The sequence below is a fragment of the Pseudomonas sp. E1MeOHC2 genome (genome assembly GCF_058745025.1).
Genome location: NZ_CP196675.1, coordinates 1006033 through 1024618, shown reverse-complemented (window position 1 = coordinate 1024618; position 18586 = coordinate 1006033). Strand labels below are relative to the sequence as shown.

The window sequence follows — 18586 nt, the reverse complement described above, 5'->3', positions numbered from 1 at the left end:
GCTGGCAATAAGACATTAATGAAGAAAAAACAGTTGCCGCAGCGGATTGGCAAGCTGAGGAGTAAGCACTAGAGTATGCGCGCGCAAAATCAGCTCGAACCGTTCGCCCACCGTTGTCGCGTCTATTACGAAGACACCGATGCGGGCGGCGTGGTGTATTACGTCAACTACCTGAAATTCATGGAGCGCGCGCGTACCGAGCGGCTGCGGCATCTGGGCTTTTCCCAATCGCAGCTGGCCGGTGAAAACCTGTTGTTCGTGGTCCATTCCAGCGAGGCGCGCTACCACGCGCCGGCGCGTCTGGACGATGAACTGCGGGTTACCGCGCAAGTACTTGAACTCAATCGTGCCAGCCTGCGTTTCGTACAGCAGGTCTGGCGGGAAAAGGATGAAACGCTGCTCTGCGAGGGGCAGTTCCTGGTGGCCGCCGTGCGCGCCGACACTTTCAAACCCCGAGCCATACCCCCCCAGCTGCGCGACGCCTTTATGGCGGACGGCTCGGGTACACAATCGAATGCAGGAGAATAAGCGTGGAAGCTAACGTCGTCGACCATACCTCCATGTGGAGTCTGGTCAGCAATGCCAGCGTGGTGGTACAGCTGGTAATGCTGATCCTGGTGGCCGCCTCGGTCACCTCATGGATCATGATCTTTCAGCGCAGCACCATGCTGCGCGCCGGTCGTCGTGCGCTGGATGCCTTCGAGGAGCGCTTCTGGTCGGGTATCGACCTGTCCAAGCTGTACCGTCAGGCAGGCAGCAACCCAGACCCGGATTCGGGCGTGGAGCAGGTCTTCCGCGCAGGTTTCAAAGAGTTCTCGCGCCTGCGCCAGCAGCCGGGTGTCGACCCGGACGCGGTCATGGAAGGCGTTGGCCGGGCCATGCGCGTGGCCATTTCGCGTGAGGAAGAAAAGCTCGAGCAGAGCCTGCCATTCCTCGCCACCGTTGGTTCGACCAGCCCGTACATCGGCCTGTTCGGTACCGTGTGGGGCATCATGAACTCCTTCCGCGGCCTGGCCAGCGCCCAGCAGGCCACCCTGGCCACGGTTGCCCCAGGTATCGCCGAAGCCCTGATCGCCACCGCCATCGGCCTGTTCGCGGCAATCCCTGCGGTTATCGCCTACAACCGATTCGCCGCGCGCAGCGAAGTGCTGATCGGTCGTTACTACACCTTCGCCGACGAGTTCCAGGCGATCCTGCACCGCAAAGTGCACACCAGCGAAGAGTAATCAGGTAGAAGCCCATGGCCCGAGTTCGCCACAAACGCAAGCCGGTCGCCGAGATGAACGTGGTGCCCTACATCGACGTGATGCTGGTGCTGCTGGTCATCTTCATGGTGACGGCCCCCATGCTCAACCAGGGCGTGAAGGTCGACCTGCCCAAGGTTTCCAGTGAAGCCTTGCCGCAGGACAACAACGTCCAGATCCTCACCATCTCCATCAAGGCCGACAAAACCTACTACTGGAACCTCGGCAGCGAAGTCGATACCGACAAGCAGATGGACAAGGCCATGACCTTGCCCGACATGACCAACGCAGTGACCAAGATCATTGCCGCCGGCCGTGACCAGGGCAAGCAGACCCAGGTCTTCATTCGTGGCGACAAGGCTGTCGACTACGGCGCCGTCATGGGTGCCATGGGCGGGTTGCAGAAGGCCGGTGTCGGTAACGTTGGCCTGATTACCGAGGCGCCCTGATGCAACAGCGAGAGCCATCCGCCTCGGAAAGCTACTTCTGGCCCAGTGTCTGGGCCATCGGCCTGCATGTGCTGGTGTTCGCCATGCTGTTCGTCAGTTTTGCCATGACGCCTGAACTGCCGCCTTCCAAGCCGATCGTCCAAGCTACCCTGTATCAGCTCAAGTCCAAGAGCCAGGCGACTACCCAGACCAATCAGAAGATTGCCGGGGAAGCGAAGAAAACCGCCTCGCGCCAGACCGAAGTCGAGCAGCTTGAACAGAAGAAGGTCGAGCAAGAGGCCGTGAAGGCCGCGGAACAAAAGAAAGCCGACGCCGCTCAAAAGGCCGAGGAGGCTCGCGAGGCTGCCGAGGCCAAGAAGGCTGAGGCTGCCGAGGCCAAGAAAGCTGAAGCCGCCGAAGCCAAGAAGGCTGAGGAAGCTGCCAAGGCCACCGAGGCCAAGAAAGCCGCCGAAGCCAAGAAAGCCGAGGAGGCGAAGAAGGCCGCCGAGAAGCAACAGGCCGACATCGCCAAGAAAAAGGCTGAGGAAGAGGCCAAGAAGAAAGCCGCCGAGGACGCCAAGAAAGAGGCTGCCGAGGAAGCGAAAAAACAAGCCGCCGAGGACGCCAAGAAAAAGGCAGCCGAAGAGGCCAAGAAGAAAGCAGCCGAGGACGCCAAGAAGAAAGCGGCGGCCGAGGATGCGAAGAAGAAGGCAGCTGAAGAGGCCAAGAAAAAGGCCGCGGCAGACGCCCAGAAGAAAAAGGCACAGGAAGCGGCCCGTAAGTCGGCGGAAGACAAGAAAGCCCAGGCCCTGGCCGAGCTGTTGTCCGACACCACCGAGCGGCAGCAGGCACTGGCTGACGAGCAAGGCGACCAGGTGGCCGGCAGTTTCGACGACCTGATCCGTTTGCGAGCGGCCGAAGGCTGGGCGCGTCCGCCTTCCGCGCGTAAGGGCATGACGGTGGTCCTGCAGATCAACATGTTGCCAGATGGCACCATCACCAATGCCAGCGTTCTGCGCTCCAGTGGCGACGGTCCGTTCGACAGTTCGGCGGTGGCAGCAGTGAAGAACATCGGTCGTCTGACCGAAATGCAGGGTATGAAGCCGAGCGATTTCAATCAGTATCGTTCGTTCAAGATGACATTTACACCTGAGGATCTAGCGTTGTGATTAAACGTCTGAGAGGACTGCTGGTCATGCTCTGCTGCGTAGCAGGCATGGCGGTGGCAGATGAAAAGAACATCCTGGTCACCAGTGGCAGCGACCGGGCCACGCCCATCGCGGTAGTGCCGTTCGGTCTGCAGGGCGGCAGCGTGCTGCCCGAAGACATGGCCGACATCATTGGCAACGACCTGCGCAACTCCGGCTACTACTCGCCGATCCCGCGGCAGAACATGATCAGCCAGCCATCCCAGGCCAGCGAAGTCATCTTCCGCGACTGGAAAGCGCTGGGTGCCCAGTACGTGATGGTCGGCAGCATCGTGCCGTCGGGCGGGCGCCTGCAGGTGCAGTACGCCCTGTTCAACGTCGCCACCGAGCAGCAAGTGCTGACCGGTAGCGTGGCGGGCAGCGTTGACCAGCTGCGCGACATGTCGCACTACATCGCCGACCAGTCGTTCGAAAAACTCACCGGTATCAAGGGTGCGTTCTCGACGCGCATGCTGTACGTGACGGCCGAGCGTTTCTCCACCAACAACACCCGTTACACCCTGCAGCGTTCGGACTACGACGGTGCTCGGGCGGTGACCCTGCTGCAATCGCGTGAGCCGATCCTGTCGCCACGCTTTGCACCGGATGGCAAGCGTATTGCCTATGTGTCGTTTGAGCAGAAGCGCCCGCGCATTTTCGTTCAGCACATCGATACCGGTCGCCGTGAGCAGGTCACCAACTTCGAAGGCCTCAACGGTGCGCCGGCCTGGTCGCCTGACGGTTCGCGCCTGGCGTTCGTGCTGTCCAAAGATGGCAACCCGGACATCTACGTGATGAACGTGGCTTCGCGTCAGATCAGCCGTGTCACTGCCGGCCCCGGTATCAACACCGAGCCGTTCTGGGGCAAGGATGGCAACACCCTGTACTTCACCTCCGACCGTGGTGGCAAGCCACAGATCTACAAGCAGTCGGTCAGTGGTGGTAGCGCCGAGCGCGTAACTTTCGTCGGCAACTACAACGCCAACCCGAAACTTTCGGCGGACGAAAAGACGCTGGTGATGATCCACCGTCAGCAGGGCTTCACCAACTTCAAAGTGGCGGCACAGGACTTGCAGCGCGGAAGTGTAAAGATTCTCTCTGAAACAAGTCTTGATGAGTCTCCCACTGTTGCGCCAAACGGCACCATGCTAATCTACGCCACCCGCCAGCAGGGCCGGGGAGTCTTGATGCTCGTGTCGCTTAATGGCCGCGTGAGGCTCCCACTTCCTACCGCTCAAGGCGAAGTCAGAGAACCGTCCTGGTCCCCTTTCCTGAACTGATTGCGGCGTAATACGTTTTGCTTAACACACTGGGGTTTCATTAGGAGTTTCACGATGGAAATGCTGAAGTTTGGTAAATTCGCTGCGCTGGCTCTGGCCATGGCTGTAGCTGTAGGTTGCTCCTCGAAGGGCGGCGACAACGCTGGTGAAGGCGCTGCTGTCGATCCGAACGCTGGCTACGGTGCAAACACCGGCGCCGTTGACGGTTCCCTGAGCGAAGAAGCCGCCCTGCGCGCAATCACCACCTTCTACTTCGAATACGACAGCTCGGACCTGAAGCCAGAAGCCATGCGCGCTCTGGACGTTCACGCCAAGGACCTGAAGTCCAACGGCAACCGCGTTGTTCTGGAAGGCAACACCGACGAGCGCGGCACCCGCGAGTACAACATGGCTCTGGGTGAGCGTCGTGCCAAGGCCGTTCAGCGTTACCTGGTTCTGCAGGGCGTTTCCCCTGCTCAACTGGAACTGGTCTCCTACGGTGAAGAGCGTCCTGTTGCCACTGGCAACGACGAGCAATCCTGGGCTCAGAACCGTCGCGTAGAACTGCGTAAGTAAGTTCCTATGCGAATGTGCCGCCGTGTTGTAACCGTCCTCGCACTCAGCCTGCCGCTCGCGGCCTGGGCTGAGATCCCTGTAGTAGATGACAACGCAGGCGGTTATCCGCCTGCGGGTTATGGCACGAGCGGCGCCTATGCCGGGGCAGGGGCTTCGGCCCCTGCCTCTGCGCAGGGGCAGCTGTTCATGCAGCTGCAACAGATGCAGGATCAGCTTTCCCGCCAGCAAGGCATCATCGAAGAGTTGCAAAACGATGTGTCGCGCATGAAGCAGGAGAACCTGGAGCGTTACCAGGATCTGGACCGTCGCATCAACAGTGGTGCCGCGCCTGCCGCGACCCCTGACAATTCCGCTACCGGTGGTGCATCCAATGCCGCCCCCGGTGCAGCAGCAGGCGCCGTTGGCGCTGCTGCACAACAACCGGCCGCCAGCAGCGAGCCCGGTGATCCGGCGAAAGAGAAGCTCTATTACGATGCCGCTTTCGACCTGATCAAGCAGAAGGACTTCGACAAGGCCAGCCAGGCGTTCAACGCCTTCCTGCGCAAATACCCCAACAGCCAGTACGCCGGCAACGCCCAGTACTGGCTGGGTGAGGTGAACCTGGCCAAGGGTGACCTGCCAGGTGCCAGTCAGGCATTTGCCCAGGTGAGCCAGAAGTACCCCAAGCACAGCAAAGTGCCTGATTCGCTGTACAAGCTGGCCGATGTCGAACGCCGCATGGGCCACACCGACAAGGTCAAAGGCATTTTGCAGCAAGTCATCACCCAGTACCCCGGCACGTCTGCCGCGCAACTGGCGCAGCGTGACCTGCAGAAGCTCTAAGCTGCACCCTTCGAAAGAAACCCGCGCCAGTCGCGGGTTTTTTCGTTAGAATTACTGCCCTTTTTCTTAAACACGCTGCTGCGGATAACGCCATGTCGAGTCCGCGACAGTGCCTGACGGAGGCGGACAGCCTGTTTAGCTGTCACGCCCGTGGCGATCATGCAAGACACATTACGCATCACCGAAGTCTTTTACTCTTTGCAGGGTGAAACACGAACGGCTGGGCTGCCCACGGTATTCGTGCGCCTGACCGGTTGCCCCCTGCGCTGTCAGTACTGCGACAGTGCCTACGCGTTCACTGGCGGCACCCTTCGCACCCTCGATTCGATCATGGAACAGGTGGCCGGCTTCAAACCGCGCTACGTCTGCGTCACTGGCGGTGAGCCGTTGGCCCAGCCCAATGCTTTGCCGTTGCTCCAGCAGTTGTGCGATGCCGGCTACGAAGTCTCGCTGGAGACCAGTGGCGCGCTGGATATTTCGGGTACCGACACCCGCGTCAGTCGCGTGGTCGACCTGAAGACCCCAGGCTCCGAGGAGTCGCACCGAAATCGCTACGAGAACATCGAGCACCTGACCCGCAATGACCAGGTCAAGTTCGTGATCTGCTCCCGCGAGGATTATGACTGGGCCGTGTCCAAGCTGATCCAGTACAACCTGGCCGAGCGTGCCGGCGAGGTGCTGTTCTCGCCTAGCCACCATCAGGTGAGCGCGAGCGACCTGGCTGACTGGATCATTGCCGACAACCTGCCCGTACGTTTCCAGTTGCAGCTGCACAAGCTTTTGTGGAACGACGAACCCGGACGTTGATTGAGGAGTAGCAGTACATGACTGAGAAACGCGCGGTAATCCTGCTGTCTGGCGGCCTGGACTCGGCCACCGTCGTGGCCATGGCCCAAGCTGAGGGCTACAGCTGTTACACCATGAGTTTCGACTACGGCCAGCGTCATCGGGCTGAGCTCGATGCGGCCGCCCGCGTCGCGCGTGATCTGGGCGTGGTCGAGCACAAGGTCATTGGCCTGAGCTTGGACGGTATTGGTGGCTCAGCCCTGACCGACAGCAGCATCGATGTACCGGAAGCCCCCGGTGAGGGTATCCCGGTCACCTACGTGCCTGCGCGCAACACGGTCTTCCTGTCCTTGGCCCTGGGTTGGGCGGAGGTGCTCGAAGCGCGTGACATCTTCATCGGCGTCAATGCCGTGGATTATTCCGGTTACCCGGACTGCCGCCCAGAATTCGTCGAAGCCTTCGAGCGTATGGCCAACCTGGCGACCAAGGCGGGTGTCGAAGGGCAGGGCTTCCGTATCCAGGCGCCGTTGCAGAACATGAGCAAGGCGCAGATCGTACAGGCCGGCATCGCCCGTGGTGTGGACTACAGCCTGACGGTTTCCTGCTACCAGGCCGATGACCAGGGCCGTGCCTGCGGCAAGTGCGACAGCTGCCGCCTGCGTGCCGATGGTTTCAAGGCCGCCGGCATTACGGACCCGACGCGTTATTTTTGAAAAATTTTATGATGGGGTGTTGATTTCTCGTTAGAAATCAGTATTATACGCGCCATCCAACGGGTCGTTAGCTCAGTTGGTAGAGCAGTTGGCTTTTAACCAATTGGTCGTAGGTTCGAATCCTACACGACCCACCATACGCAGTAAGTCAAAGCCCGCTACCGGCAACGGTCGCGGGCTTTGTCGTTTCTGGCTTGTGCTGCCGCCGATGGGCCGCAAAGCGGCCCGATTACTCGGCCCACTCCGGATCACCGGTAAACACCACGGTCAACCAGCGGTCCGGCCCTTCGCCGCCCACGGCGTCGCCGATTTCATTGCGCAGCGCATCCCACTCATCGATGGTCTTCGCGCCCATGCCCGTAGGCACGATGAAGTACAGCTCGATTTCCCGCGAGCGCCCGACCTTGGCCACATAGGCGCGGTACGACTGCAGCCCGTGGCGGGCGACGAATGCCTTGGCGACTTCGTCGACATGCAGTTTGAGGTCGCTCGGCGTCACCAGGAAAATTTCCGAAAACGCCTGGCGTACCACCGACAGCGGCAATGGAATGATCACCAGGCAGACCAGCGCCAGCACCGCTGGGTCGATGTATGGAGACATCCACTCCCACTGCGTGCCTTGCACCGCATAACCAAAGCAGAAGGCGATCAGCAACGCGGCGGTAATGCTTGCCGACATCACCCAGCCCTTGACGTCCATGCGCACGAAGTCCGAACCCAGTTTGCGGTTGGCGCGTGCTTCGACGACCGCGATGGTGGCGCAGGCAATCACGGTCAGTAACGCGTAAACCATGGCAATGCCAAACTCCAGATGCCGCCCGCCCTGCAGCACGCTGCTGACGGCGTTGATCAGCGCATACAGGGCCACACCGCTAAGCAGGATGCCATTGAGCGCCAGGACCATCGGTTCCAGGTGCCAGAAGCCCATGGTGAACCGCTCGCGCAATTTGCGCGACATCTGCAGGCTGGTGGCGTGCGAGGTAATCAGTTTGACCACCACCAGCGACAGGCCGCTCATGCTGGCGTCGACCAGGGAATAGACGCCGTCGAAAATGATCGAGAACGAACCGGATGCCAGGCCGAAGGCGATGCCGATGGTGGCGATGAACAAGGTGACGGCGATCGAGGTGCGTAGCAGGCCTTGCTCGCTGGTGATGTCGAAGAAGGGGGTTTTGTTTGCTGCTTCCATGGGTAAAGCTCTTTCAAAAAGGTGGGTTGCCTGTACTGGCTTCTTCGCGGGGCAAGCCCGCTCCTACAGGTGCGACACCGCCCTCAAGGCTGGCGACCATCCTGTGGGAGCGGGCTTGCCCCGCGAAGAGGTCAGTACAGACTAAACGCGGAACTGCTCCATCAAGGCTTGCTGCTGATTGGCCAGCCGGTTCAGCGCCTGGCTGATCCGCGCCGATTCATCAGCCTGGCCAGACAGCGATTCTGTCACATCGCGAATGCCAGCCACGTTACGGTTCACTTCTTCGGCCACTGCGCTCTGTTCTTCCGCCGCCGAGGCGATCTGCAGGTTCATGTCGCTGATCACCGCCACCGCTTCGCCGATACGCTGCAGCGCTGGCAGCGCCTGCTCCATGCGCGTTGCGCTGGCCTGGGCCTGGCGCTGGCCTTCATGCATGGCGCCCACCACATCCTGGGTGCCTTGTTGCAGGCCTTCGATGACCTGGCGGATCTCCTCGACCGACACCTGAGTACGTTGCGCCAAGCTGCGCACTTCATCGGCGACCACGGCAAAGCCGCGTCCGGCCTCGCCGGCGCGTGCCGCTTCGATCGCGGCATTGAGCGCGAGCAAGTTGGTCTGCTCGGCAATCGCGCGGATCACATCAAGCACAGAGCCGATCTGCTCGCTGCGGCTTTCCAGGGCGCGGGCCTCGTCCATCGCGGTGTTCATGTCGGCTGCCAGGCGGTCGATGGCCTGGCGGGTGCTGGCAATCAGCTGCAGGCCTTCGCGGCTGGCCTGGTCGGCGCCACGCGCGGCCTGGGCTGCCTGCGAGGCATTGTGGGCGACGTCCAGCGCGGTGGCGCTCATCTCGTTGGCGGCCGTGGCCACCTGCTCGATTTCCCGGTGTTGCTGCTGCATGCCGTTGCTGGTCTGGCTGGCGATGGCTGCGGATTGGTCGGCGGTGCCGCGGGCCTCCTGTAGCGAACCTTTGACCTGGGCGATCACCGGTTGGAGCTTGTCGAGGAAGCGGTTGAACCAGCCGGTCAGCTGGCCCAGTTCGTCCTGGCGGGCGTAGTCCAGGCGGCGCGTCAGGTCGCCTTCGCCGCTGGCAATGTCTTCCAGGCGCGCCGCTACGGCAAGGATCGGCCGGGTTACGCCGCGGGCGGTCAGCCAGACCAGCGCCAGGCCCAGCACAGCAGCGCCGAGGCCGATCAGCAGGCTGGTAATGTTGGCGCGCTGGTTGTGCGCGTCCAGGCGTTGGTTGAGGGCGACTGCTGGCGCTTGCAGCACGCTTTCCGGCAACTCGAGCAACACCTGCCAGGGGGCAGCGTCGGGGATGGGGGCGAACGGGTGGGCAACGCGCAGCAGGCCGCTTGCCACGGCCTTGTCCAGCACCTTGCCGAGCTGGGTGCTGTCACGGCTGTGGCCCGCCAGCAGGCCGGCGGGGCTGACTATGCTGACTTGGCCCTGGCCATCGAACAGTTCCTGGCGACCGTCCAGGCTTAGTTGTTGCAAGTTGTCCAGGCCAATGTCCAGGCCTACCACGCCGATGACCTTGCCGTTGTCCAGCAGGGGCAGGGCAATGCTGGTCATCAGCACCTGACGGCCATTGACCTCGTCGAGGTACGGCTCAAGCATGCAGGTCTGGGCCGTCTCTTGCGGGCAGGTCAGCCAGCGGTTCTGGGGGCTGCCGCTGGTGCTGATACGGGTATCGGCCAGCATCGACTCAGGCATGGCTTCGTGTTCCAGGGTGCCGGGGCGGGGTTGTGACCAGTACAGCGAGAAGCGCCCGCTGTCGTTGCTGCCCACGGCATCCTGGCCAACGAACTGGCTGTCCTGGTGGTCCAGGGCATTGGGCTGGAACACCAGGTACAGGCCGATCACATCTGGGTTGCCGGCCAGGCTGGCACGCGCTTCGCGGGTCAGTTCGGCGCGCAGGTCGCTGCCGCCACGGGCTTTCAGCACCTGCACCAGGCGGCGAAAGCCATTGCCATATTGATAAGCGTCCATGACGTAGCGCTGGATGCGCAGCGCCTGGGTTTGGGCGTGAGCCTGCAGGCGCAGGCGCGCGCTCTGGTCGAGCATTTCGGTATTGGCCTGGTTGACCAGTGCTGCGCTGCGCCGGGCCTGGGTCAGCGAGGTGGCGACCAGCAGGGCGACAATGGCCAGCAGGCACAGGCCGGCAAGCAGGGTGATCTTCCACTGGATGGAGAGGCGGCGCAGCGGCATGAGGGCTTTCCTTTTCGATCAAGGACAACGCCCGCGATCAGGCGCGGGCGTTGTCGGCGGCGGGGGTCATTCAGCGATGCAGTTCGGGGGTGCGACCCTGAAGGCCTTGGTCAGCCAGGCCAGGTAGATCACCCCGAGCAATGCCCAGAGACCGCCAAACATCAGCGAGTGCTCGTTGAGGTCCAGCCACAGCGAAACAATGATGCAAAAGCCGATGGTCGGCAGCACCAGGTACTTCAGCTTGTTGGCCAGTCCCTTGCGATTGCCTTCGCGCAGGTAGCAGTGGTTGATCACCGACAGGTTGACGAAGCTGAACGCGACCAAGGCGCCGAAGTTGATGATCGACGTGGCGGTAACCAGGTCGAAGAAGATCGCCGACAAAGCGATCAGCCCGACCACGGCGATGTTCATGACGGGCGTTTTGTAGCGCGAATGCAGGCGGGCGAAGATGCTGGCCGGGATCACGTTGTCGCGCCCCATCACGTACAGCAGGCGCGATACGCTGGTCTGCGAGGCCAGGCCCGAGGCGATGGTATTGATCACGGTGCAGGCGATGAACACTGACTGGAACAGCTTGCCGCCGACGTACAGGGCGATTTCCGGCAGCGCCGCTTCCTGGTCATGGAAGCGCGCCATGGTCGGGAAGTAGGCCTGAATGAAGTACGACACCAGGATGAACACCATCCCGCCGATCAGCGCGGTGAGGAAGATTGCCCGGGGAATGGTCTTGCCCGGGTCGCGGGTTTCTTCCGACAGGCAGGTCACTGCATCGAAGCCCAGGAACGAGAAGCACAGGATGGTTGCGCCAGCCGCCAGGGCGCTGAGATGGGTCTGGCTGTCGGCGAAGGGCAACAGGCTCCAGGTGGTGCCCAGCCCTTCGCCGTGGTCCAGGCCCCGTACGCAGAGGTAGATGAACACGGCAATGATCGCGACCTGCACCGCCACGAACAACAGGTTGAAGTGTGCCACCAGGTTGATGCTGCGCATGTTGATCAGGCTGATCAGGCTGACGAACCCAGCCACCCACACCCACGCCGGCACTTCGGGGAACATGGCCGACAGGTAGAGCTTGGCCAGCAGCGCGTTGACCATGGGCAGGAGCAGGTAGTCCAGCAACGATGACCAGCCCACCAGGAAGCCTACGTGCGGGTTGATGGCGCGCTGGGTGTAGGTATAGGCCGAGCCCGATTGTGGGAAGCGTCGTACCAGGGTGCCGTAGCTCACTGCAGTGAAAAGGATGCCGGCCAGCGCCAGGAGGTAGGCGCTGGGCACATGCCCGGCGGTGATGCCGGAGACAATGCCGAAGGTGTCGAACACGGTCATCGGTGTCAGGTAGGCCAGGCCGATGATCACCACGTGCCAGAGGCGCAGGGATTTGTGGAATTGTCCGCTGCCGGAACCGCTGTGATCAGGCTGCATGCTGGCATGGCTCCTGCGGCTGGGCGTGAACGGCAGGCGCAGGGGATTGCGCATGCGGCAAGGGCGAGCGGGTGGGCTCCATGTTGTTCACCTTTTATTGTTTGGAGCGGAGGGAGGCGCGTGCGGGGCGCCGCAAGTGGTGAAAATAAAAAACGATGGCGCGATGAGTGTCAAGTTAAACATGACAAGATGTTGCTAGATTGAAATATTTATCGATTTTAATGGGGGTTTCTTCGCTTTTTGCGCGTTTATGTGCGTTTTTGATCGATTTTGCTGTTCGTAAAATTTAACGAATGAGGTGTTTCCCTCTAACCTGTCAGACGCTGCCCAAAGGTGGGATTTCTCTGCTTCGACCCCTGGCTGCGGTGATATTCTTCAGGCCTTGTGCGGCAGCTTGGCCGTGTGTAAGCCCTTATGGACAGCAATCGGTTTTATTCATGAAGAAATCAGTAGGCATCCTTTCCGGCCTGGCCATCGCCATCGCCGTCGCAACCACCGCTGGCGCCTGGTACACCGGCGAACGCCTGCCAGCGGAGCTGGAGTATTCCATCAAGCGCAGCAACGCCGAACTGAAGAAAGCCCTGGTGGGCGTTGGTGGCAGCATGACCGTCGAACTGGTCTCGCTGGATCGGCACCTCTTCAGTAGCACTGCCCAGTACCGGCTCAAAGCCAAGGACATCAACCTTGGCGACGACGAAATGGCCAATTTCGACGTGGGCCTGACCGACCGTATCGAGCATGGCCCGTTCCCTTGGTCGCGGGTCAAGGCGCTGAAGCTGATGCCTGTGCTGGCGGTCAGCAACAGCACGCTGCAGAAGGACGACTTCACCGCTCCCTGGTTCGCCGCAGCGGGCGAACAGGCACCGGTCAGCGCGCAGACCAGCCTGGGCTACGGCGGCGATGTCGACAGCCAGGTCCTGCTGGCGCCTGTCAAAGTCAACGAAACCGATGGCAACAGCCTCGATTTCTCGGGCATGCACTTGCAACTGCGCGGTGACCGCGAAGGCAAGGCGACGAAATTCCAGGGAAACGCCGAGCGCTTCGAGATGAAACTCGTGCGCGACGATCAGCCGCCTGCCACGTTCGAGCTGAAGGGCTTGAAGGTTGACGGCGACCTGGCGGCCACCGAGCATGACGCGATCTATGTCGGCAACGTCGACCTGTCGCTGGCTGAAACCAAGGTCACCTTGGGGCCCAAGCAGCAGGTGCTGTCGATCAAAGGCTTTGAGCAGAATGCCGTGCAAGCCCTCGATGGCCCGGACACGGTGGGTGGGCGCGTGGATTACAAGCTGGCGGATATCACCTGGGATGGCCGTGCAGTCGGCAATGCTCAGCTGGCCGTGAGCATCAAGTCGCTCAACGCGCCGGCGTTGCAATCGCTGTCGCACTGGTATCAGGCGCATGTGCCGGAGTTCGAGGCGGCGGCCGCAGCGGGCCAGCCGGTGCCGCAAATCCAGATGAGCGAAGCCGAGAAGGCCAAGTTCCAGGGCGACCTGCAACAGCTTCTGGCGTCCAAGCCCAAGTTGGCCGTGGAAAACCTGTCGTTGAAGACGGCCAACGGCGAGAGCCGCTTCAATCTGGCAATGGACTTTGCCAGCCCGACATCCTTCGACCTGCCGCCTGACCAGTTGAGCAAGCAACTGATCACCGAGGTGAAGAGCAAATTGTCGCTGTCCAAGCCGATGATCGGCGATCTGGCCACCCTGCAGGCCTTGCTGGAAGGGCAGACCGATGCCCAGGCCATCGCCATGCAGTCCAGCCAGGCCGGTGAAATGGTCGGCATGATGGCGCTGCAGAGCGGCATGGCCACGGTGCAGGGCGATGATGTGGTAAGCAGCCTGCACTATGCCGATGGCATGGTCGATTTCAATGGCCAGAAAATGACTGTGGAAGCGTTCGCCATGTTCATGTCCCTGCGCCTTGCAGCCTTACAGCCGCAAGGTTGATCGGCTGAGCCTGTACCGGCCCTATCGCCGGTACAGGCTGCACAAAAACCCCTTTTGAATTCCCTCGATTGTCTGTAGCCTTCGGCGTCCGATAATAATCCGCGCCCGCAGAGGGCTGTGATGGCCTGTTCGCCGTCCGGCGCCCCTAGCCGATCTGCCAGGGCCGGGTGATACACTCGATTTGACGCGCGCACGCGCCTGCAGGTCCAGCGATCATGACCCAGATTTCCGAACGCCTGTTGGTTCAGGCTCACCTCGACGCCAAACAGCCCAACCCGCTGACAGCCGAGCAGGAGGCCGAATACCGTGCGGCCATCGCTGCCGAGCTCAAGGCCCAGAATGCCGTGCTGGTCGCCCACTACTACTGCGACCCGGTGATCCAGGCGCTGGCCGAAGAGACTGGCGGCTGCGTATCCGACTCGTTGGAAATGGCCCGCTTCGGCAAGAACCACCCCGCCCAAACCGTGATCGTCGCCGGCGTGCGCTTCATGGGTGAGACGGCAAAAATCCTCACCCCCGAAAAACGCGTGCTGATGCCGACCCTGGAAGCCACCTGCTCCCTCGACCTGGGGTGCCCGGTCGAAGAGTTTTCGGCGTTCTGCGACCAGCACCCGGAACGCACCGTGGTGGTCTACGCCAACACCTCGGCGGCCGTTAAGGCCCGTGCCGACTGGGTGGTGACATCGAGCTGCGCACTGGAAATCGTCGAAAGCCTGATGGACAACGGCGAGACCATCATCTGGGGCCCGGACCAGCACCTGGGCCGTTACATCCAGAAGCAGACCGGCGCCGACATGCTGCTGTGGGACGGCGCGTGCATCGTCCACGAAGAATTCAAATCGCGCCAGTTGGCCGACATGAAGGCGCTTTACCCGGATGCCGCGATTCTGGTTCACCCCGAATCGCCGGAATCGGTCATTGACCTGGCCGACGCAGTAGGCTCCACCAGCCAGTTGATCAAAGCCGCGCAGACCCTGCCGAACAAGACCTTTATCGTCGCCACCGACCGCGGCATCTTCTACAAGATGCAGCAGCTGTGCCCGGACAAGGAATTCGTCGAAGCTCCGACTGCCGGTAACGGCGCGGCGTGCCGTAGCTGCGCGCACTGCCCGTGGATGGCGATGAACACGCTGGAGCGGGTGCTGGATTGCCTGCGCACTGGCAGCAACGAGATTTTCGTTGATCCGGCGCTGGTGCCCAAGGCGATCAAGCCGCTTAACCGCATGCTGGACTTCACCCAGGCGGCGCGTTTGAAGCTCTCGGGTAACGCCTGATAGTGCTGGGGCCGCTCTGCGGCCCATTCGCGGGGCAAGCCCGCTCCCACAGGTACTGCACTCGCCTTATGGGCACTGGAGATTTTGTGGGCGCGGGCTTGCCCCGCGAATGGGCCGGTTCAGGTGGCCCTAACGGCCCATCATCTCCCTGACCATCCGCTGCTGCTCCATGACTTCGCGCTGGCGCTGATCAATCTGCGACGCCAGCGGGAAGTTGCTCCCCGCACGACGCTTGGCGTAATCCAACTGCTGGATAGCCTGGTCGAAGTCCCCGACCAAGGTGAAGTACTCGGCCCGTGCCCGGTGCAAGCCGATGGTATTGCCCGACAACCCTCGCACTTCGGCCACGTCGTACCATACATCCGGATCATCCGGCCGGCTCTTGAGCAGGTCGTTCAGGACCTTTTCCGCCTCGGCCGGCTTGTTCTGCTTGACCAGCAGGTCGGCCCGCACCTGTTTCAGTGGGTAGTTACCCGGATACAGCCCCTGCATGCGCTCGGCGCGCTGTTGTGCATCAGCGAGGCGGTTGTTGGTGATGTCCAGGTCGATCTGCGCCAGGTTGTAGGTGATGTCGTTGGGCGCTTTGGCCAGCAGTGGCTTGAGCAGTTCGCGGGCTTCGTTGAGCTGCCCGCCCTTGATCTGGGCCAAGGCCAGGCCATAGCGTGCGGCGTCCAGCTTGGGGTCTTCGTCAAGCTGGGCGCGGAAGCGCTTGGCGGCAAGGCCCGGGGTGCCCTCATAAGTGAGTGCCACGCGGGCACGGATCAACTGGTAGCGCTGGGTGTCCTCGATGCCGCCCTTGGGCGCCTGCTCGGCGCGGTTGCGGGTGTCGGCAACACGCGATTCGGTAACCGGGTGAGTCAGGAGGAATTCTGGCGGCTTGGCATCGTAGCGGTATTGGCGCGCCAGGCGCTCGAACATGCTCGGCATGTTGCGCGGGTCGTAGCCGGCCTTTTCCAGGTTCTGAATACCGACACGGTCGGCTTCCTGTTCGTTCTGCCGCGAGAAGCGCCGCTGCTCCTGGATCGCCGCCGCCTGGGTGCCGGCAATCATGCCGATGCCCGCATCGCCAGCGCCTCCGGCAGCCAGCACGATGCCCGCCAGTAGCGCGGCCATCATCGGCAGCTGCATGCGTTGCTGGGCTTCGACGCCACGGGCGAAGTGGCGCTGCGACAAGTGCGCCAGTTCGTGGGCCAGTACCGAGGCGTATTCGCCCTCGGTCTGGGCATTGAGGAACAAGCCGCCGTTGACCCCGACAATACCGCCAGGGGCTGCGAAGGCGTTGAGCTCGCGGCTGTCGATCAGGATGAATTCCAGGCGCCGGTCCTGCAGCTGGCTGGTTTCGGCCAGGCGGTACACGCTGGTTTCGACGTAGTCCTTGAGCTGCGGGTCGTTCAACTGGTTGACCTGGCCACGCAACAGGCTGAGCCAGGCACGGCCGAGCTGGTGTTCCTGTTGCGGCGAGACGATCGCGGAGCTGGCATCACCCAGTGATGGCAGGTCGTCAGCATGGCCGGGAAGGGCCATCAGGCAGGCCAGCGTCAACAGGGTAGGGCGCAGTAGATTCATGCACGAAGCTCGCGTCGGGTCAAAGACCTCTACTGTAGCCCGCTCACACGTTGGCGACCAGTGGCGGTATCCTAGCGGGCCTGTTACCAAAGACGTCTGCCCCGCACGTGGAGAACCCCGATGAGTGACACCCTGACCTGCGACGCCGAACTCGATGCCAGCGGGCTGAACTGCCCCCTGCCACTGCTCAAGGCGAAGATGGAGCTCAACCGGCTGGCCAGCGGCGCGGTGCTCAAGGTGATTGCCACCGATGCCGGCTCGCAGCGTGACTTCCGCACTTTTGCCAAGTTGGCCGGTCATACGCTGCTGCACGAAACGGCCGAGGCCGGTCTCTATACCTACTGGCTGCGCAAGGCCTGAGTCTTAACCAAGGATCGTCAATGTTCAAAGTGCTTCGCGACTGGATGCAGCGCTACTTCTCCGATGAGGAGGCGGTGGTGCTGGCGGTCCTGCTGATACTGGCGTTTACCGCGGTACTGACCCTGGGCGGCATGCTGGCGCCGGTGCTGGCGGGGATGGTCCTGGCGTTTCTGATGCAGGGCCTGGTCAACGCCCTGGAGCGCCTGCGTGTCCCTACCCGGCTGGCGGTGGCAGTGGTGTTCGCGCTGTTCATGGGGGCGTTGGCGGTCATCCTGCTGGTGCTGGTGCCATTGCTCTGGCATCAGCTGATTACCCTGTTCAACGAGTTGCCGGGCATGCTGGGCAAATGGCAGTCGCTGTTGCTGCTCTTGCCTGAGCGCTACCCGCACCTGGTGTCGGATGAGCAGGTATTGCGTGCCATCGAGTCGGTGCGCGGTGAAATCGGCAAGTTCGGCCAGTGGGCGCTGACGTTCTCGCTGTCGAGCCTGCCCCTGCTGGTCAATGCCATGATCTACCTGGTGCTGGTGCCGATCCTGGTGTTCTTCTTCCTCAAGGACCGCGAGATGATCGGGCGGTGGGTGGTTGGCTATCTGCCCCGCGAGCGCACGTTGCTCAACCGGGTGGGCAACGAGATGAACCGGCAGATCGCCAACTACATTCGCGGCAAGGGCATTGAGATCCTGATCTGCGGGGTTGCCACCTACATCGCGTTCATCAGCCTGGGGCTCAATTATGCCGCCTTGCTGGCGCTGCTGGTGGGGTTGTCGGTGGTGGTGCCCTATGTGGGCGCGGTGGTGGTAACCGTGCCGGTGACGCTGATCGCCTTGTTCCAATGGGGCTGGGGGGACCAGTTCATCTACCTGATGACGGTGTACGCGATCATTCAGGCGCTGGATGGCAACGTGCTGGTGCCGCTGCTGTTTTCTGAGGCGGTGAGCCTGCACCCGGTGGCGATCATCTGCGCGGTGCTGCTGTTTGGCGGGCTGTGGGGCTTTTGGGGGATTTTCTTCGCGATCCCGCTGGCGACGCTGTTCAAGGCGGTGCTGGATGCCTGGCCGCGGCAGGAGCCCAGTGTTTCGCCATTGCTCTGAATGAAACAGGGGCTGCAGAGCAGCCCCAATCAATCTCAAGCCTTGTTCAGGCCCTGTGCCGCCGCCAAAACGGCATCCACATGCCCCGGTACCTTCACCCCACGCCATTCCTGGCGCAGCACACCGTCCTTGTCGATCAGGAAGGTGCTGCGGTCCACGCCCATGTATTCCTTGCCATACAGCTTCTTCAGCTTGATCACGTCGAACAGTTGGCACAGGGCCTCGTCCTTGTCGCTGATCAGCTCGAACGGGAAGCCTTGCTTGGCCTTGAAGTTCTCATGTGACTTGATGCCATCGCGCGACACGCCGAACACCACGGTGTTGGCAGCGGCAAAGGCCTCATGCTGGTCACGGAAACCCTGGCCTTCTGTGGTGCAGCCTGGGGTGCTGTCCTTCGGGTAGAAGTACACCACCACCTGGCGGCCCTTGAGCTCGGCGAGGCTGACCGTCTGGCCGCTGGTGGCCTGGGCCTGGAAATCGGCGACGGGTTGATCGAGTGCTACGGCCATGGGGCTTCC

At 61.9% G+C, this 18586-nt stretch carries 18 protein-coding genes and 1 tRNA gene; 14 read left to right on the top strand and 5 right to left on the bottom strand.

Annotated features, from left to right (window positions below):
- Window positions 1-75: 75 nt before the first annotated feature.
- The 10 genes from ybgC to ACSSU5_RS04440 all read left to right on the top strand — a co-directional run bounded on the left by ybgC (window position 76) and on the right by ACSSU5_RS04440 (window position 7152).
- Window positions 76-528 carry a tol-pal system-associated acyl-CoA thioesterase gene (gene ybgC, locus ACSSU5_RS04485; RefSeq protein ID WP_264311967.1) on the top strand — a complete coding sequence of 151 codons (453 nt, stop codon included), beginning with the start codon at window positions 76-78 and terminating at the stop codon, window positions 526-528.
- A 2-nt stretch (window positions 529-530) separates the two neighbouring features.
- Window positions 531-1226 carry a protein TolQ gene (gene tolQ / locus ACSSU5_RS04480; protein ID WP_008090219.1) on the top strand — a complete coding sequence of 232 codons (696 nt, stop codon included), beginning with the start codon at window positions 531-533 and terminating at the stop codon, window positions 1224-1226.
- Between the two features lie 14 nt (window positions 1227-1240).
- A complete protein-coding gene (gene tolR, locus ACSSU5_RS04475) occupies window positions 1241-1693 on the top strand; it encodes a protein TolR (RefSeq protein ID WP_012273765.1) in 453 nt (150 codons plus the stop codon).
- Complete coding sequence (gene tolA / locus ACSSU5_RS04470) at window positions 1693-2841, top strand: cell envelope integrity protein TolA (RefSeq protein ID WP_264311968.1); 1149 nt, start codon at window positions 1693-1695, stop codon at window positions 2839-2841. The genes tolR and tolA overlap by 1 nt, the downstream gene beginning before the upstream one ends.
- Before the next feature lie 26 nt (window positions 2842-2867).
- Window positions 2868-4139 (top strand): Tol-Pal system beta propeller repeat protein TolB, encoded by a 1272-nt coding sequence (gene tolB, locus ACSSU5_RS04465; protein ID WP_264311969.1) that lies wholly within the window; start codon window positions 2868-2870, stop codon window positions 4137-4139.
- A gap of 54 nt (window positions 4140-4193) precedes the next feature.
- Window positions 4194-4694 carry a peptidoglycan-associated lipoprotein Pal gene (pal, locus tag ACSSU5_RS04460; protein ID WP_012273762.1) on the top strand — a complete coding sequence of 167 codons (501 nt, stop codon included), beginning with the start codon at window positions 4194-4196 and terminating at the stop codon, window positions 4692-4694.
- A gap of 6 nt (window positions 4695-4700) precedes the next feature.
- The gene (gene ybgF / locus ACSSU5_RS04455) at window positions 4701-5516 is read left to right on the top strand and encodes a tol-pal system protein YbgF (RefSeq protein ID WP_492560687.1); all 816 of its coding nucleotides are present in this window, start codon (window positions 4701-4703) and stop codon (window positions 5514-5516) included.
- A 159-nt stretch (window positions 5517-5675) separates the two neighbouring features.
- Complete coding sequence (gene queE, locus ACSSU5_RS04450) at window positions 5676-6323, top strand: 7-carboxy-7-deazaguanine synthase QueE (RefSeq protein ID WP_264311971.1); 648 nt, start codon at window positions 5676-5678, stop codon at window positions 6321-6323.
- Between the two features lie 17 nt (window positions 6324-6340).
- A complete protein-coding gene (queC, locus tag ACSSU5_RS04445) occupies window positions 6341-7015 on the top strand; it encodes a 7-cyano-7-deazaguanine synthase QueC (protein ID WP_492560686.1) in 675 nt (224 codons plus the stop codon).
- A gap of 61 nt (window positions 7016-7076) precedes the next feature.
- Window positions 7077-7152 (top strand) — tRNA-Lys (locus ACSSU5_RS04440).
- A 92-nt stretch (window positions 7153-7244) separates the two neighbouring features.
- Here ACSSU5_RS04440 and ACSSU5_RS04435 read toward each other — a convergent pair.
- The 3 genes from ACSSU5_RS04435 to ACSSU5_RS04425 form a co-directional block, all read right to left on the bottom strand.
- A complete protein-coding gene (locus tag ACSSU5_RS04435) occupies window positions 7245-8204 on the bottom strand; it encodes a cation diffusion facilitator family transporter (protein WP_264311973.1) in 960 nt (319 codons plus the stop codon).
- A gap of 141 nt (window positions 8205-8345) precedes the next feature.
- Complete coding sequence (locus tag ACSSU5_RS04430; RefSeq protein WP_492560685.1) at window positions 8346-10412, bottom strand: methyl-accepting chemotaxis protein; 2067 nt, start codon at window positions 10410-10412, stop codon at window positions 8346-8348.
- A 66-nt stretch (window positions 10413-10478) separates the two neighbouring features.
- Complete coding sequence (locus ACSSU5_RS04425; RefSeq protein ID WP_264311975.1) at window positions 10479-11831, bottom strand: APC family permease; 1353 nt, start codon at window positions 11829-11831, stop codon at window positions 10479-10481.
- 437 nt (window positions 11832-12268) lie between these two features.
- Between ACSSU5_RS04425 and ACSSU5_RS04420 the strand changes: the two genes are divergently transcribed.
- Both ACSSU5_RS04420 and nadA read left to right on the top strand, forming a co-directional pair.
- Window positions 12269-13777, top strand: coding sequence for a YdgA family protein (locus ACSSU5_RS04420; RefSeq protein WP_492560684.1), 1509 nt, complete (start codon window positions 12269-12271; stop codon window positions 13775-13777).
- Between the two features lie 215 nt (window positions 13778-13992).
- Window positions 13993-15051 (top strand): quinolinate synthase NadA, encoded by a 1059-nt coding sequence (nadA, locus tag ACSSU5_RS04415; protein ID WP_264311977.1) that lies wholly within the window; start codon window positions 13993-13995, stop codon window positions 15049-15051.
- Between the two features lie 129 nt (window positions 15052-15180).
- Here the strand turns inward: nadA and ACSSU5_RS04410 are convergent, their stop codons facing one another.
- The gene (locus tag ACSSU5_RS04410) at window positions 15181-16617 is read right to left on the bottom strand and encodes a M48 family metalloprotease (RefSeq protein WP_027594653.1); all 1437 of its coding nucleotides are present in this window, start codon (window positions 16615-16617) and stop codon (window positions 15181-15183) included.
- A 120-nt stretch (window positions 16618-16737) separates the two neighbouring features.
- On the opposite strand from ACSSU5_RS04410, the gene ACSSU5_RS04405 reads away from it, so the two are divergent.
- Together ACSSU5_RS04405 and ACSSU5_RS04400 are read left to right on the top strand one after the other, a co-directional pair.
- Window positions 16738-16977, top strand: a complete 240-nt coding sequence (locus ACSSU5_RS04405) for a sulfurtransferase TusA family protein (protein ID WP_264311978.1) — start codon at window positions 16738-16740, stop codon at window positions 16975-16977.
- Between the two features lie 20 nt (window positions 16978-16997).
- The gene (locus ACSSU5_RS04400) at window positions 16998-18068 is read left to right on the top strand and encodes an AI-2E family transporter (RefSeq protein WP_264311979.1); all 1071 of its coding nucleotides are present in this window, start codon (window positions 16998-17000) and stop codon (window positions 18066-18068) included.
- A 35-nt stretch (window positions 18069-18103) separates the two neighbouring features.
- Here ACSSU5_RS04400 and ACSSU5_RS04395 read toward each other — a convergent pair whose 3' ends face one another.
- On the bottom strand, window positions 18104-18577 hold the full coding sequence (locus ACSSU5_RS04395) for a peroxiredoxin (RefSeq protein WP_264311980.1): 474 nt from the start codon (window positions 18575-18577) through the stop codon (window positions 18104-18106).
- Window positions 18578-18586: the final 9 nt, after the last annotated feature.

What these genes read in the sequence shown, in the direction of transcription:
- ACSSU5_RS04435 (WP_264311973.1), bottom strand. Translation starts at nt 8,204, where the DNA reads ATGGAAGCAGCAAACAAAACCCCCTTCTTCGACATCACCAGCGAGCAA.
- queE (WP_264311971.1), top strand. Translation starts at nt 5,676, where the DNA reads ATGCAAGACACATTACGCATCACCGAAGTCTTTTACTCTTTGCAGGGT.
- tolB (WP_264311969.1), top strand. Translation starts at nt 2,868, where the DNA reads ATGCTCTGCTGCGTAGCAGGCATGGCGGTGGCAGATGAAAAGAACATC.
- pal (WP_012273762.1), top strand. Translation starts at nt 4,194, where the DNA reads ATGGAAATGCTGAAGTTTGGTAAATTCGCTGCGCTGGCTCTGGCCATG.
- tolR (WP_012273765.1), top strand. Translation starts at nt 1,241, where the DNA reads ATGGCCCGAGTTCGCCACAAACGCAAGCCGGTCGCCGAGATGAACGTG.
- tolA (WP_264311968.1), top strand. Translation starts at nt 1,693, where the DNA reads ATGCAACAGCGAGAGCCATCCGCCTCGGAAAGCTACTTCTGGCCCAGT.
- ACSSU5_RS04410 (WP_027594653.1), bottom strand. Translation starts at nt 16,617, where the DNA reads ATGAATCTACTGCGCCCTACCCTGTTGACGCTGGCCTGCCTGATGGCC.
- ybgF (WP_492560687.1), top strand. Translation starts at nt 4,701, where the DNA reads ATGCGAATGTGCCGCCGTGTTGTAACCGTCCTCGCACTCAGCCTGCCG.
- ACSSU5_RS04405 (WP_264311978.1), top strand. Translation starts at nt 16,738, where the DNA reads ATGAGTGACACCCTGACCTGCGACGCCGAACTCGATGCCAGCGGGCTG.
- ACSSU5_RS04420 (WP_492560684.1), top strand. Translation starts at nt 12,269, where the DNA reads ATGAAGAAATCAGTAGGCATCCTTTCCGGCCTGGCCATCGCCATCGCC.
- ACSSU5_RS04430 (WP_492560685.1), bottom strand. Translation starts at nt 10,412, where the DNA reads ATGCCGCTGCGCCGCCTCTCCATCCAGTGGAAGATCACCCTGCTTGCC.
- ACSSU5_RS04425 (WP_264311975.1), bottom strand. Translation starts at nt 11,831, where the DNA reads ATGCAGCCTGATCACAGCGGTTCCGGCAGCGGACAATTCCACAAATCC.
- ybgC (WP_264311967.1), top strand. Translation starts at nt 76, where the DNA reads ATGCGCGCGCAAAATCAGCTCGAACCGTTCGCCCACCGTTGTCGCGTC.
- ACSSU5_RS04400 (WP_264311979.1), top strand. Translation starts at nt 16,998, where the DNA reads ATGTTCAAAGTGCTTCGCGACTGGATGCAGCGCTACTTCTCCGATGAG.
- queC (WP_492560686.1), top strand. Translation starts at nt 6,341, where the DNA reads ATGACTGAGAAACGCGCGGTAATCCTGCTGTCTGGCGGCCTGGACTCG.
- nadA (WP_264311977.1), top strand. Translation starts at nt 13,993, where the DNA reads ATGACCCAGATTTCCGAACGCCTGTTGGTTCAGGCTCACCTCGACGCC.
- ACSSU5_RS04395 (WP_264311980.1), bottom strand. Translation starts at nt 18,577, where the DNA reads ATGGCCGTAGCACTCGATCAACCCGTCGCCGATTTCCAGGCCCAGGCC.